The organism is Luteitalea sp. (genome assembly GCF_022842525.1).
Classification (GTDB): domain Bacteria; phylum Acidobacteriota; class Vicinamibacteria; order Vicinamibacterales; family Vicinamibacteraceae; genus Luteitalea.
This window is the reverse complement of the sequence record NZ_JALHPM010000078.1, coordinates 16,410-29,516: the sequence shown is the minus strand read 5'-3', so window position 1 is coordinate 29,516 and position 13,107 is coordinate 16,410. Positions and strand designations below refer to the sequence as shown.

The 13,107-nt window shown below is 68.2% G+C and carries 12 protein-coding genes and 1 pseudogene; 3 read left to right on the top strand and 10 right to left on the bottom strand.

Annotated elements, in window-relative coordinates:
- Together Q0C41_RS16205 and Q0C41_RS16200 are read left to right on the top strand one after the other, a co-directional pair.
- Positions 1–1,363 (top strand): annotated as a pseudogene (locus Q0C41_RS16205) (hypothetical protein); the annotation flags it as partial.
- Between the two features lie 9 nt (positions 1,364–1,372).
- Positions 1,373–2,155, top strand: a complete 783-nt coding sequence (locus Q0C41_RS16200) for an SDR family oxidoreductase (RefSeq protein WP_291985246.1) — start codon at positions 1,373–1,375, stop codon at positions 2,153–2,155.
- Between the two features lie 22 nt (positions 2,156–2,177).
- Here Q0C41_RS16200 and Q0C41_RS16195 read toward each other — a convergent pair whose 3' ends face one another.
- The 3 genes from Q0C41_RS16195 to Q0C41_RS16185 are packed head-to-tail and all read right to left on the bottom strand — an operon-like array spanning position 2,178 to position 4,980.
- A complete protein-coding gene (locus tag Q0C41_RS16195) occupies positions 2,178–2,864 on the bottom strand; it encodes a DUF2959 family protein (protein ID WP_291985244.1) in 687 nt (228 codons plus the stop codon).
- A gap of 16 nt (positions 2,865–2,880) precedes the next feature.
- The gene (locus Q0C41_RS16190) at positions 2,881–3,495 is read right to left on the bottom strand and encodes a DedA family protein (protein ID WP_291985242.1); all 615 of its coding nucleotides are present in this window, start codon (positions 3,493–3,495) and stop codon (positions 2,881–2,883) included.
- Positions 3,496–3,501: 6 nt separating this feature from the next.
- On the bottom strand, positions 3,502–4,980 hold the full coding sequence (locus Q0C41_RS16185) for a sulfatase (RefSeq protein WP_291985240.1): 1,479 nt from the start codon (positions 4,978–4,980) through the stop codon (positions 3,502–3,504).
- A 34-nt stretch (positions 4,981–5,014) separates the two neighbouring features.
- Between Q0C41_RS16185 and Q0C41_RS16180 the strand changes: the two genes are divergently transcribed.
- On the top strand, positions 5,015–6,382 hold the full coding sequence (locus Q0C41_RS16180) for a cystathionine beta-synthase (RefSeq protein WP_291985239.1): 1,368 nt from the start codon (positions 5,015–5,017) through the stop codon (positions 6,380–6,382).
- Between the two features lie 18 nt (positions 6,383–6,400).
- Here the strand turns inward: Q0C41_RS16180 and dcd are convergent, their stop codons facing one another.
- The 7 genes from dcd to sucC form a co-directional block, all read right to left on the bottom strand.
- Complete coding sequence (gene dcd, locus Q0C41_RS16175) at positions 6,401–6,955, bottom strand: dCTP deaminase (protein ID WP_291985237.1); 555 nt, start codon at positions 6,953–6,955, stop codon at positions 6,401–6,403.
- 83 nt (positions 6,956–7,038) lie between these two features.
- Positions 7,039–7,233, bottom strand: a complete 195-nt coding sequence (locus Q0C41_RS16170) for a DUF2905 family protein (protein ID WP_291985235.1) — start codon at positions 7,231–7,233, stop codon at positions 7,039–7,041.
- Positions 7,234–7,249: 16 nt separating this feature from the next.
- Entirely contained in the window at positions 7,250–7,663 is a 414-nt protein-coding gene (gene ndk, locus Q0C41_RS16165) for a nucleoside-diphosphate kinase (RefSeq protein WP_291985234.1), read from the bottom strand.
- Positions 7,664–7,706: 43 nt separating this feature from the next.
- Entirely contained in the window at positions 7,707–8,753 is a 1,047-nt protein-coding gene (locus tag Q0C41_RS16160; RefSeq protein WP_291985232.1) for a 2-oxoacid:ferredoxin oxidoreductase subunit beta, read from the bottom strand.
- 2 nt (positions 8,754–8,755) lie between these two features.
- Positions 8,756–10,648: a 2-oxoacid:acceptor oxidoreductase subunit alpha gene (locus tag Q0C41_RS16155; protein WP_291985230.1), complete on the bottom strand. Its 1,893-nt coding sequence runs from the start codon at positions 10,646–10,648 to the stop codon at positions 8,756–8,758.
- A 280-nt stretch (positions 10,649–10,928) separates the two neighbouring features.
- The gene (sucD, locus tag Q0C41_RS16150; protein ID WP_291985228.1) at positions 10,929–11,795 is read right to left on the bottom strand and encodes a succinate--CoA ligase subunit alpha; all 867 of its coding nucleotides are present in this window, start codon (positions 11,793–11,795) and stop codon (positions 10,929–10,931) included.
- An 18-nt stretch (positions 11,796–11,813) separates the two neighbouring features.
- On the bottom strand, positions 11,814–12,974 hold the full coding sequence (sucC, locus tag Q0C41_RS16145; protein WP_291985226.1) for an ADP-forming succinate--CoA ligase subunit beta: 1,161 nt from the start codon (positions 12,972–12,974) through the stop codon (positions 11,814–11,816).
- Between the last annotated feature and the right edge of the window lie 133 nt (positions 12,975–13,107).

Here is a 13,107-nt window from a genome sequence, read left to right as displayed (position 1 = left end):
CCCCCGCGGCGCGCGCTGGCCGGCGTCGGCGTCGGAGCGGGCGTGGCTCGGGTTGCCGGACGCGGCCCGCCATCGGCGGGGCCTGTCGTCGATCGGCGCGGCTCGTGCCGCGCGGTCCCCGGAGGGGCACGCAACCGCGGCGACACAGGTGACCGCCCCAGCCGATCCGCACCCGTTGGCGGCACGCTTCCCCGACCTGCGCCGGCGGTTCGTGTTCGAGTACTACCCCTGGTACGACTCCGACCCCTGGTATCACTGGAACGAGGCCGGTCGTACACCACCGTTGGACGTCTCGGCGTCGTCGATGCCCCGTCTGGGGCCGTACGACTCGTGGGATCCGCGCGTGATCGAACAGCACGCGCGCTGGATGACCGAGGCCGGCATCGGCGCCATCAACCTCAGCTGGTGGGGGCGCGGCGACTACACCGACCTCGCGGTCCCGCGCGTCATGGACGTGATGCGCGACCACGACATCAAGGTCACCTTCCATCTGGAGCCGTATCGCGACGACCGCGCCGGCCGCTACGCCGAGGACCTCCTGTTCCTGCTGCGCGAGTACGGCGAGAAGCGGCGCTGGGACACGTTCCTCCTGCTGGAGGACGGCGACGGCCGCGTGGCTCCGGTGTTCAAGTCGTTCCGGACGATCCTGCCGAGTTCGGTCCAGGACTGCCTCGGCCGCATCTTCGCGGTCCCGGACTACACGTCGGATGGCGACTGGCGGCGCCAGACCGACGGCGTGCGCGAGGAGATGCGGCGCGACTTCTCGCGCCTCTACCTGCTGGCCGACTCCCTCGACGTCGGCCGCACCGGCGCGAGCGGGTTCGACGGACTCGCGGTCTACGACAACTTCGTGACGCCGCCGCAATGGACGCGCATCGCCCAGGACGCCACCGACGTCGGCCTGCTCTACTCGTTCAACGTCAACCCCGGGTTCGACCGGTATCCGGACCGGGAGCCCCCGCCACCGCCGGACGTCGACCCCTGCTACGGTGGGCCCCTCGGGTTCGAGCCGGGCGGCCAGCACCCCGACTGGGCCGCGATGAACGCGCGGCAGGCGGCGCAGGAGCTCGCCCTCGGGCGCATCCGCGAGTCGTTCGACACCACGACGGCCCTGCAGCACCAGGCCGGGACGACCAACCAGGCCCGCGGCTTCTTCCTGGCCTACGTGAACTCGTTCAACGAATGGCACGAGGGGTCGCAGTTCGAGCCCGCCAGGGATTACGCCGACCTCACGCCCGAGGAACGCCGGTACGGGTATCACAATCCGCCCGACGGCATGGCCCGTCTGCGCCAGTTGCGCGCCCTGATGGACGGCCTCACGACGCGACAGGCCACGGCGAGGGGGGCCCCGCCTCGGCTATGATTCGTCCCCGTGCATACCCTTGACCTCTTCCGCCTCGATGGACGACGCGCCCTCATCACCGGAGCCAGCCGAGGACTCGGCAGGGAGATGGCGCTGGCCATGGCCGACGTCGGCGCCGATGTCGTCATCACCGGCCGCACGGCGGAGACGCTCGAACGCACGGCCGAGGAGATCCGGGCGCGTGGGCGTCAGGCGTGGACGCGGGTCGTCGACATGGGCGTGCCGGACGCCTGCGAGCAGGCATGCGTGGAGATCAGGGACACACTCGGCCCGATCGACATCCTCGTGAACAACGTCGGCAACCGCGTGACCAGCGGCGCCATCCAGGACGAACCGCAGGCCACCTGGCGTCAATCGATCGACCTCAACCTGACGAGTGTGGTGGTGCCGACACGCATCTTCGGCGCGGCGATGATTGCCGACGCGCGCCCCGGCCGCATCATCAACATCGCGTCGATCAGCGGCCTCATCGCCAACCGCGGCATCGGCGGCCGCGACTACGAGACCGCCAAGGCCGCCGTCATCCAGTTCACCCGCTGCGCGGCCGTCGACTGGGCCCCGCACGGCATCACCGTCAACGCCATCTGTCCGGGACTCTTCATGACCGACGTCAACCGGGAGTGGAACGAGCGCCGCCCCGACGTGATCGAGGCGTTCGTGCGCAACGTCCCGATGGGGCGCCCCGGCAATCCGCCGGAGATCGGTCCGCTCGCGGTCTACCTGGCGAGCCAGGGCTCGTCGTACGTCACGGGTGCGGCCATCGTCATGGATGGGGGCTACACGTCCTGGTAGGGGCCCGCCCGAGGCGCCCGCGTCACTCGGTCGACGTCTGCTCCATCGTGCGAAGGTAAGCATCAGCTTCCACGATGGCCTGCTGCATGTCGACGAGCAGCGCATCGACGTCGCGCGACATGGCGGTCAGTTCCCTGGACAGCGCACCGAGCGCGCGGGCGTTGAGGTTGTGCTTGAGGAAGAGCACACGGTCGCGCAGCGGCCTGAGCACGGGGTCGATCTTCTTCTCGACCCGCTCCATCGACGCAATCAGCGCCTCGGTGCGACGACGAGTCTCCCGCAGTTCGCGCTCGCTTTCGGCCCGCATCGTGCGATCCGAGTACTTGCCGAGTTCGCTCTGCCACTCCTTGAAGAGATCCCTGGACACGTCGCGCACGCCGTTGATCCGATCGTGGACGTCCCTGGCGCGGTCCTCGCTGCGTTCGAGCTCCCGGTTGAGCCGCTCGTGCGTCTTCTCGAGATCACCGCCCTCGATGTCGACGATCTCCTTGAGGCGTTCGAGGGCCGTCTTGAACTCCTCCTGCGCCTTCGTCTGCGACTCGCGGGCTTCCTTGACGCGCTTGACCAGGATGTCGCGCTTCTCGAAGCCGACCTTCTTCATGGCCTTGTAGTAGAGGCGGTCGCATCCTGCAAGCGGCACCGCGCCGCCGACGAGCAGGATCACCACGAGCGCACGGGTCCACCACCGGATCGAGGGCTGCCACTCCATGCCCAGCAGTGTACCGTCAGCGCGGCCGGTCCGGCCGTCGTCGGTGATAGGTGGCGACACGCCAGACGTACCAGCCGATGAGCGCGCTCAACACGACCGCCGAGATGGGCCCCAGCACATCGCGCACGCGGCCGACGCGGTGCTGCAGCTGGTAGCCCGCCACCACCAGGAGTGCCGTCCATGCCGTCGTCCCGATGGCGGAACAGACCAGGAACGTCCAGAGGGGCACCCGTGCCATGCCTGCGGGCAAGGAGATGAGCGTGCGGATGGTGGGGACGAGGCGACCGATGAGCAACGCCGACACGCCATGCCGCACCAGCCAGTCGCGCGCCCGATCGAGATCGTGCGGCGCCACGGCCAACCACCGACCGTGCCGTTCGGCCAGGGCACGGAGTCGGCGTTCGCCCAGACGGTGGCCCAGCCAGTACCACGCCGACTGACCGACCAGCGATCCGGCCGAGCCAGCGGCGATCGCGCCCCCGACCGTCAGGTCACCGTCGGCCGCCAGCACGCCGGCGAGCGGCATGATGAGCTCGGATGGAATGGGCGGGAACAGATTCTCGAGGCACATCAGCAGCGCGATACCCAGATAGCCCATCGTCCGCACGGCCTCGACGACCCAGCCGCTCATCAGCGCTCACCGGGCCGGAGCCGCGCCCCGCTGCGCCAGCGGAGGCCCGTAGTAGGGATAGCGATCGAATCGGTCGTCGTCGTCGGTGGCCCGCGGGTCGGCAGTGTCGCGCATCCAGCGATCGAGGCGGGCGCGCAGGTCGCGCAGCACCTCGGCCTGCGCCGGATCCGCCGCCACGTTGTGCAGCTGCCCGGGATCGCTGGCGAGCACGTACAGCTCCTCGGCCGGGCGCTTGTCGAAGGCATGCCGGCGAAACGCGGCATCTCCCCCGTCGGCGGCGGCCATCAGCCAGCGCTTGCTGGGTCCATCGTCGACGTCGCCGAAGGGGCCGACCGAGTGATGGAGCACGGGGTCGCCCGCGGGCCAGCGATCGGGCCGCAGGTTGCGGATGTAGAGGTGCTCGCGGGTCCGCACCGCGCGTGAGGGATACGACAGGTCACCAGCCCTGACGTTGGCGTGGCGTTCCCGCTCGACGAAGACCGCCTCGCGATCGGCCGGCGGGGGCTGCCCCTCGAGCAGGCGCCGCAGGCTCCGCCCCGTCATGTCGGCGGGGATGTCGAGGCCTGCCCCGTCGAGGATGGTCGGGGCGAGGTCGGTCAGGGTCACGAACGCCGTCGAGACCAGCCCCGGCCTGGCCACCCCCGGCCAGCGGACCACGAGGGGCACGCGGGTGCCGCCGTCGTAGAGCGTGGCCTTGGCGCCGGGAAAAGGCATCCCGTTGTCCGACGTCACGATGAGCACCGTGCGATCGAGTTCGCCGGCACGCTCGAGGTCCTGCACCAGTTCGCCGACGGCGCGGTCGAAACGCTCCACCTCGGCGAGGTAATCGGCGACGTCGTCGCGGACCGCCGGTCGATCGGGCAGGAACGCCGGCACACGCAGGCGGCCGAGGTCGATGCCGCCACGCGCACCGCTGCCCTCTTCGTACGGACGATGGGGATCGCCGCTCCCCAGCCAGAACGCGAACGGGCGTCCGGCAGGGCGTGCGGCGAGAAACGCCTTGAACGACTCATGGCGGGGGCCGGCCGGATTGCGGGTCCGCCCGGCAGGTTCGAGGGACCCGGGTCCCCAGCCCTTGCCGGCGTGCCCGACCACGTAGCCCGTCGCCTCCAGCAGGTCCGGATACACGGCGAAGCGCGCCGGCAGATGACTCCAGAGCTGCGCCCCCTCGGCCAGACGGTGCGGTGCCTGTCCCGTCAGCAACGACGCACGTGATGGCGTGCAGGACGGGGAGGCGGTGAACGCGTGCGTGAACCGGGTGCCCTCGCGGGCGAGCCGATCGAACACCGGCGTGCGGACGACCGGGTCGCCGTCGGCGCCCGCATGGGGCCAGGACCAGTCGTCGGCGATGGCGACCACCACGTTGAAGGCCGGCGGTGCCGGCATCTGCGCCTGGGCCTGCAGGGCGTGCTCGGGTTGCCGCGCAGCCAGCCCGACGGCGATGACGGCGGCCCCCAACAGCGTCCAGGACGTTTGTCGGCACATGCGCGACAGCATACGATGGTGACGGGACTCCCTGATGCTGCTCAACTCCATTCTCGACGCCATCGGACGTACGCCGCTCATCAAGCTCAACCGCATGGGGGCGCACCTCGAGTGCAACCTCTATGCGAAGTGCGAGTTCCTGAATCCGGGCGGATCGGTGAAGGATCGCATCGGCCTCGCCATGGTCGATGCGGCCGAGAAGGAGGGGCGCATCAAGCCGGGCGACACCCTGATCGAGCCGACCAGCGGCAACACCGGCATCGGCATCGCCCTGGCCGGTGCGGTGCGCGGCTATCGCGTGATCATCACGATGCCCGAGAAGATGAGTCGCGAGAAGCAGGTGGTACTGGAGGCCCTGGGCGCGGAGATCATCCGCACGCCGACCGAAGCCGCCTTCGACTCACCCGAGAGCCACATCAGCGTGGCGCGACGCCTGCAGTCCCAGTTGCCCAACGCGCACATCCTCGACCAGTACGGCAACCCGCACAACCCGAAGGTGCACTACGACACCACGGCCCAGGAGATCCTCGACGACCTCGACGGACGGGTCGACATGGTGGTGGTGGGCGCAGGCACGGGCGGCACCATCACCGGCGTGGCGCGCAAGATGAAGGAAGTCCGGCCGTCGTGCCGCATCATCGGGGCGGATCCGGTTGGATCGATCCTCGGGGGCGGGAGTGATGTCGGCACGTACAAGGTCGAGGGCATCGGCTACGACTTCATCCCCGACGTGCTCGATCGATCGCTGGTCGACGAGTGGGTCAAGACCTCCGACCAGCCGTCGTTTCTGCTGGCGCGCCGATTGATCCGCGAAGAAGGGCTGCTCGTCGGCGGCTCGGCCGGATCGGCCATGTACGCGGCGCTGCAGAAGGCCGGCACGCTCGGCCGGGGGCAGAACTGCGTGGTGCTGCTGCCCGACGGCGTGCGCAACTACATGACCAAGTTCGTCGACGACAAGTGGATGCGCGACAATGGGTTCTTCCAGACGCGCACCATCGATGCCCAGGTCGGCGACATCTGCACGACCGACGCGGCAACACGCCCGCCCCTGGTGCTCGCGGAGGACACGCAGACGCTCGAACAGGTGGTGCAGGTGATGCGAACGCGCGGCATCTCGCAGTTGCCGGTGACCTCGGGCGGCGTCCTCGTCGGCATGGTCTCGGAAGCCGACGTGATGGCGTTCTTCGGATCCGGGGAAGGGACCGCGCAGGCACTCGTCTCGAAGGTGATGAACCGCTACGTGCCGGTGGTGGGCGCGCAGACGCCGATCTCCACGCTGGAGGAAACGCTCCGCAAGAGCTCGGCGGTGGTCGTGGTGGACGAGGCGCGGCATCCCATCTCGATCCTCACACGCATCGACCTCCTGCACTTCCTGCTCGAGCGCGAACACGCCACCGCCTGAGCCGCGCGCGGCAGCGGTTTAGAGCTTCGGCAGCGTCACGCCGGTCTGCTTGAGGTACTTGCCCTTCTTGTCGGCGTACGAGACCTCGCAGGGTTCGTCGCCCTGGAAGAACAGCACCTGCGCGATGCCTTCATTGGCGTAGATGCGCGCCGGCAGCGGCGTGGTGTTGCTGATCTCGAGCGTGACGTACCCTTCCCACTCGGGCTCGAAGGGCGTCACGTTGACGATGATGCCGCAGCGGGCGTAGGTGGACTTGCCCAGGCACACCGTCAGGATGTCGCGCGGAATGCGGAAGTACTCGATGGTGCGCGCCAGCGCGAACGAGTTCGGCGGGACGATGCAGACGTCCGTCTTCATGTCCACGAAGCTGCGGGGATCGAAGTTCTTCGGATCGATCACCGTGTTGTTGATGTTCGTGAAGATCTTGAACTCGTCGGCGACGCGAATGTCGTACCCGTAGGACGACAGCCCGTAGGAGACGACTCCCTCGCGCACCTGCCGGTCCTCGAACGGCTCGATCATGCCGTGTTCGAGCGCCATGCGGCGAATCCACTTGTCGGCCTTGATGGACATAGGGCTCCGGGTAGGGCCCACTCTCCGAGCGGGCCGTCAGTGGGGCCGGCCGGCTGGGACAGCCGGCCCTACCCAACAGCAAGTCATCTGCGAAACAACGACAGCAGGAGCGTGACCACCACGCTGACGACGAGGGACGTGACGATCGGGAAGTAGAACGTCCCGCGCCCGCGCGAGACGACGATGTCGCCGGGGAGCCGCCCGAGCGGCAGCCCCAGCATCATCACCGCGCCAACGGCCGCGACGACGAGCCCGACCACGACGAGCGTGCGTCCCACGTCGGCGCTCGCCGGCCTAGGCCAGCTCCATGCCGCGGAAGAAGTAGCCGAGTTCGAACGCAGCCGTCTCGGGTGCGTCGGACCCGTGCGTCGCGTTGTTGTCGATCGACGCGCCGAACTCCTTCCGCATGGTGCCGGGCTCGGCGTTGGCCGGGTTGGTGGCGCCCATCAGCGTGCGCCACTTCGTGATGGCATCCGGCGCCTCGAGGCACAGGAGCACGCAGGGGCCCGACGACATGAAGTCGGTCAGGCCGCCGAAGAAGGGCTTCTCGCGGTGCACGGCGTAGAACCCCTCGGCCTCGCTCTTGGACAGGTGCTTCATGCGCATCGCAACGATGCGGAAGCCCTCCTGCTCGATGCGCGCGAGGATCTTGCCGGTGACGCCGTTCTTGACGGCGTCGGGTTTGACGATGGCGAATGTACGTTCCATAGAGTGGTGCGTTCTGCGTTCGGCGTTCTGCGTTCGACGTTCTCTACCGGTGCTTGTCCATGATCTCGTCGAGCACGGCCTTGCTTGGGCGCGTCCGCGACTGCGGCAGCGTCGCCAGGGGCTCGTCGACGAGATTGAGCAGCGAGAGGAAGTCGGTGGAATCGGGCTGGAGGTAGATGATGCCGGTGGCGAACTCGCCACGCCGCACGGTCTCGTGCAGGGTCCGCATTGCCTCCAGCTTGTCGGTGGTGTTGTGCGAGGACTCGAGCTTGCGCAGCACGAGCGTCGACCCGTCGTGCATCTTGACCGGGGTCGCGCTGCCCTCTTCGTAGTCGACCGAGATGTCCTCGAAGAACGGTACGAAACTGATCTCGTTGACCGGCTCGTCGTGGTCCTTGGCGTAGGCGTAGCTCTTGGTCGATCCCTCGTGGTCGTTGAAGGTGACGCACGGCGAGATGACGTCGATCATGCAGGTGCCGCGATGGCTGATCGCCGCCTTCAGGATCGACAGCAACTGCTTCTTGTCGCCCGAGAACGAGCGCGCCACGAAGGTGGCGCCCAGTTCGATGGCCAGCGCGCAGATGTCGATCGGCGGCAGGTCGTTGACCACGCCGTTCTTCAACGTGCTGCCGAGGTCGGCCGTCGGCGAGAACTGGCCCTTGGTCAGGCCGTAGCAGCCGTTGTCCTCGACGATGTAGATGAGCGGCAGGTTGCGCCGCATCAGGTGCACGAACTGGCCGACGCCAATCGCGCCGGTGTCACCGTCGCCGCTCACCCCGATGCCGAGCATCGTCTTGTTGGCGAGCAGGGCGCCGGTGGCCACCGACGGCATGCGGCCGTGCACCGAGTTGAACCCGTGCGCGGTGCCGAGGAAGTAGGCCGGGCTCTTGCTCGAGCAGCCGATGCCCGAGAGCTTCAGCACGCGGGTCGGGTCGACACCCATCTCGTAGAAGGCGTCGATGATGCGCTCGCTGATGGCGTTGTGACCGCAGCCGGCACACAACGTCGTCTTGGCGCCGCGGTAGGTCGCCGGCTCGAGGTTGATGCGGTTGACCTTCTTCGGCGGTGTCGGAACGGCTGGCGTGGACACGGCTAGACGGCCTCCTCTGCGCCGACGATGGCATCCTCGGGGGACGTCTCGGGCGGCAGGGCCATGCGCGACTCGTGCGCGCGGATTTCCTCGGTGACCGAACGGGCGTCGATGGGCAGCCCGTTGTAGTGGCGAACGCTCGTGAGCTTGCCGATCTGGGCGCCGGACAACTCCTGGCGCAGCAGGCCGAACAGCTGGCCGTCGCGGTTCTGTTCGACGACGTACACGCGGTCGTGGGCGTCGATGAACTCGGCGACGTGATGGGTGAAGGGATAGGCCCGCACCCGCAGATAGGACGTCTCGATCCCGAGCTCCTGGCGGAGCTGATCGCGGCTCTCGACAATGGCCCAGTGCGACGTCCCGTAGGCGATGAGGCCGACGCGGGCCCCGGGCACCGCCTCGAGCTCGGGCTGCGGCACGTGCGCCCGCGCCGTCTCGAACTTGCGCAGCAGCCGGTCGATGTTGGCCGTGTAGTCGTCGGCCTTCTCGCTGTACTGCGCCTTCGCGTTGTGGCCGGAGCCGCGCGTGAAGAACGACGGGCCGAACTGCCCGGGCAGCGTGCGGTAGGGAATGCCGTCGCCGTCGACGTCCTTGTAGCGGCCCCACTCGCCGATCGCCTGGAGCGTCTCGGGCGTGAGCACCTTGCCGCGATCGAGTGGCGCGTCGGGATACGGGAACGGCTCGGCCATCCAGGTGTTCATGCCGAGATCGAGGTCCATCATCACGAAGATCGGCGTCTGGAACCGCTCGGCGAGGTCGAAGGCCTGGCTGGCCATCGTGTAGCTCTCGGCGACCGAGGCCGGCAACAGGAGGATGTGCTTGGTATCGCCGTGCGACAGGCCCGCCACAAACGCGATGTCGCCCTGCGCCGTGCGCGTGGGCAACCCGGTGGACGGCCCGACGCGTTGCACGTCGAAGATCACCGCCGGCAGTTCGGCGTAGTACGCCAGCCCGGTGAACTCCGCCATCAGCGAGATGCCCGGCCCCGACGTCGAGGTCATCGAGCGGGCTCCTGCCCACGAGGCCCCCACCACCATGCCGAGGGCGGCAATCTCGTCTTCGGCCTGGACGACCGCGAAGGTGGCCTTGCCCGTCTCCGGGTCCATCCGGTACTTGCGGAGATAGTCGATCAGCGTCTCGCACAGCGACGAAGATGGCGTGATCGGGTACCACGACACGACGGTCACGCCCGCCATGAGGCAGCCGAGCGCCGCGGCGGCATTGCCCTCGATGAGGATCAGATCCTGCGTCTCGGCCATGCGCTCGACGGCGAGTGGCACCGGCCGGTCGACGAAGTGCTCGCTGGCATACGCGAAGCCGGCCTGCAGGGCCGCGAGGTTGAGCGCCAGCGCCTTGGCCTTCTTCTTCAGCTGACGGGTCAGCGCCTTGTCCATCTCCGCCAGGTCGATCTGCAGCAACCGCGACAGGACCCCGTCGTAGATCATGTTGCGCACGAGGCGGCGCAGGCGCGCGTCGGGACAGACCTCGGCGACGATCTTGTCGAACGGCACCGGATAGAACGCGAGATCACTGCGCACCTGATCGAGCTTGAGCGTCTCGTCGTACACGACGGCACACCCGGGCTCGAGGGCCAGCACGTCCTCGCGGGCGGTCTCGGGGTTCATCGCGACGAGAAGGTCGATCTCCTTCTTGCGCGCGATGTAGCCGTGCCGATTGGCGCGGATGGTGTACCAGGTGGGCAACCCGGCGATGTTGGACGGAAAGAGGTTCTTGCCCGACACCGGCACGCCCATCTGGAAGATGGAGCGCAGCAGCACCAGATTGGCGGTCTGGCTGCCCGAGCCGTTGACCGTGGCGACCTGAATGCTGAAATCGTTGACGCGCGTGTGCGACGAGACGGCTGCCGGCGCAGCCAGCAGGTCGGAGGAAGCCATGGAGATCTGCCTCGAGTGGGTCAGGGGGCGCGTCACGCGACCAGCGCGCGGGTGCCCAACCGCGCGATCATACCACGCGGTGGGGGGGAGCCGAGGACGTCAGCCTACGACAGGGAGTAGGAGGGGGGACGCTCGGCGCACCCGCTAGTGGCGTGCGCCGAGCCAGTCATGCCGCATGACGCATGACGCATGCCGAGACCTTCAGTCCTCAGTCTTCGACCTTCGACCTTCGACCTTCGGCATGCCGGCATGCTCACGGGCCAGCGCGAGCCGGTCGGCCTTACAGCCGGCTCGCGATGGCCGCGCCAATGTCCGCCGGGCTCTTCACGACGGTCACGCCGGCGGCAGCCAGCGCGGTCATCTTCTCGTCGGCCGTGCCCTTGCCGCCCGAGATGATGGCGCCCGCATGGCCCATGCGGCGTCCGGGCGGCGCCGTCTGGCCGGCGATGAAGCCGACCACCGGCTTCTTGAAGTTGGCCTGGATCCAGGCGGCGGCCTCCTGCTCGGCCGATCCGCCGATCTCGCCGATCATCACCACCGCCTCGGTCTGCGGGTCGGTGGCGAACAGTTCGAGGGCATCGATGAAACTGGTGCCGATGAGCGGATCGCCGCCGATGCCGATGCAGGTCGTCTGGCCGAGGCCCAGCTTGGTCAACTGGTGGATGGCCTCGTAGGTCAGCGTGCCGCTCTTGGAGACGATGCCGACGCGACCCTCGGTGCAGATGTGGCCGGGGATGATGCCGGCCTTGGCCTGCCCCGCGGTGATGAGGCCGGGGCAGTTGGGACCGATGAGGCGCGACTTCTTGCCCTTCATGAAGTGCAGCGCCTTCATCGTGTCCAGCACCGGAATGCCCTCGGTGATGCAGACGATCAGGTCGAGACCGGCGTCGGTCGCTTCCATGATGGCGTCGGCGGCAAACGGCGGCGGCACGAAGATGACCGAGGCGTTGGCGCCGGTCTTGGCCACGGCGTCGGCGACGGTGTTGAACACCGCGAAGCCCTCGTGGTCGGTGCCCCCCTTACCTGGCGTGACCCCTCCGACGACGTTGGTGCCGTAGGCCGCGGCGGCCTTGGCGTGAAACGTGCCTTCGCGGCCGGTGAGGCCCTGGACGATCAGGCGAGTCGACTTGTCGATCAGTACAGCCATGAGAGTGTCCGGGTTCCTTTAGCGCGAAAGAGCCACGACGCGATCGGCGGCGTCGCCCATCCCGTCAGCGGTGGTGAAGTTGAGTCCGCTCTCGTGGAGCATGGCCTTGCCCTGCTCCACGTTGGTGCCTTCCATGCGGATGACGATGGGGACCGGGACGCCGAGTTCCTTGACGGCGGCGATGACGCCGGCCGCCAGCACGTCGCAGCGCAGGATGCCGCCGAAGATGTTGATCAGCACGGCCTTGACGTTGGTGTCCGACATCAGGATGCGGAACGCGTTCTTGATCTGCTCGGCATTGGCGCCGCCGCCGACGTCGAGGAAGTTGGCCGGCTGGCCGCCGGCCAGCTTGATGATGTCCATCGTCGCCATGGCGAGACCGGCGCCGTTGACCATGCAGCCGATGGTGCCGTCGAGGCGGATGTAGTTCAGCGAGAACTTGCTGGCCTCGATCTCGAGCGGGTCTTCCTCGGCGAGGTCGCGCAGGTCGCGGAACTCCTGATGCTTGTACAGGGCGTTGTCGTCGAAGGTGACCTTCGCGTCCAGCGCCATCACGTCGCCGCTCTCGGTGACGATGAGCGGGTTGATCTCGATCAGCGAGGCGTCGGTCGCGACGAACGTCTCGTAGATCTGCTGCATGACCTTGACGGCCTTGTTGACGTGCTCGGGCGCCAGGCCGATCCCGAACGCCAGCTGGCGGGCCTGGAAGCCGGTGAGGCCGGTGATGGGGCTGATGGCCACCTTCTTGATGGCGTCCGGGTTGTGCTCGGCCACCTCCTCGATGTCCATGCCGCCCTCGGCGCTGGCCATCAGGACCGGGCAGCCGGCGGCACGGTCGACCAGCAGGCCGAGGTAGAGCTCCTTGGCGATCTTGACGCCCTCCTCGACGAGGAGGCGCTCCACCTTGCGGCCCTCGGGGCCGGTCTGGTGGGTGACCAGCGTCATCCCGATCATCTGCGCGGCCGTCGCTTCGGCCGCCGCCGCGTCCTTGACGACCTTGACGCCGCCGCCCTTGCCACGCCCGCCGGCATGGATCTGGGCCTTCACGACGGTCACCCCGCCCCCGAGACGCCGGGCGATGGCGCCGGCCTCCTCGGCCGAAAATGCGACTTCCCCGCGGGGCACCGGCACACCGTGCCGGGCCAGGATGGCCTTTGCCTGATACTCGTGAATCTTCACCGGAGTTCCTTGAACGTGGTGGACCGTGGCGCCGAAAAGGTGAGCCGGGGCGCGGGATCGATCTGGACCGCGGCAGCGTCCCTATCATTAGCATCCCGGAGGGACTGGTCAAGCCTCCGTCACCGACAATCGT

Bases quoted from the DNA above. Each gene is read 5' to 3' on its own strand.
- Q0C41_RS16195 (WP_291985244.1), bottom strand. From the start codon at position 2,864: ATGGAGTGGCAGCCCTCGATCCGGTGGTGGACCCGTGCGCTCGTGGTG.
- Q0C41_RS16190 (WP_291985242.1), bottom strand. From the start codon at position 3,495: ATGAGCGGCTGGGTCGTCGAGGCCGTGCGGACGATGGGCTATCTGGGT.
- Q0C41_RS16185 (WP_291985240.1), bottom strand. From the start codon at position 4,980: ATGTGCCGACAAACGTCCTGGACGCTGTTGGGGGCCGCCGTCATCGCC.
- Q0C41_RS16180 (WP_291985239.1), top strand. From the start codon at position 5,015: ATGCTGCTCAACTCCATTCTCGACGCCATCGGACGTACGCCGCTCATC.
- dcd (WP_291985237.1), bottom strand. From the start codon at position 6,955: ATGTCCATCAAGGCCGACAAGTGGATTCGCCGCATGGCGCTCGAACAC.
- ndk (WP_291985234.1), bottom strand. From the start codon at position 7,663: ATGGAACGTACATTCGCCATCGTCAAACCCGACGCCGTCAAGAACGGC.
- Q0C41_RS16155 (WP_291985230.1), bottom strand. From the start codon at position 10,648: ATGGCTTCCTCCGACCTGCTGGCTGCGCCGGCAGCCGTCTCGTCGCAC.
- sucD (WP_291985228.1), bottom strand. From the start codon at position 11,795: ATGGCTGTACTGATCGACAAGTCGACTCGCCTGATCGTCCAGGGCCTC.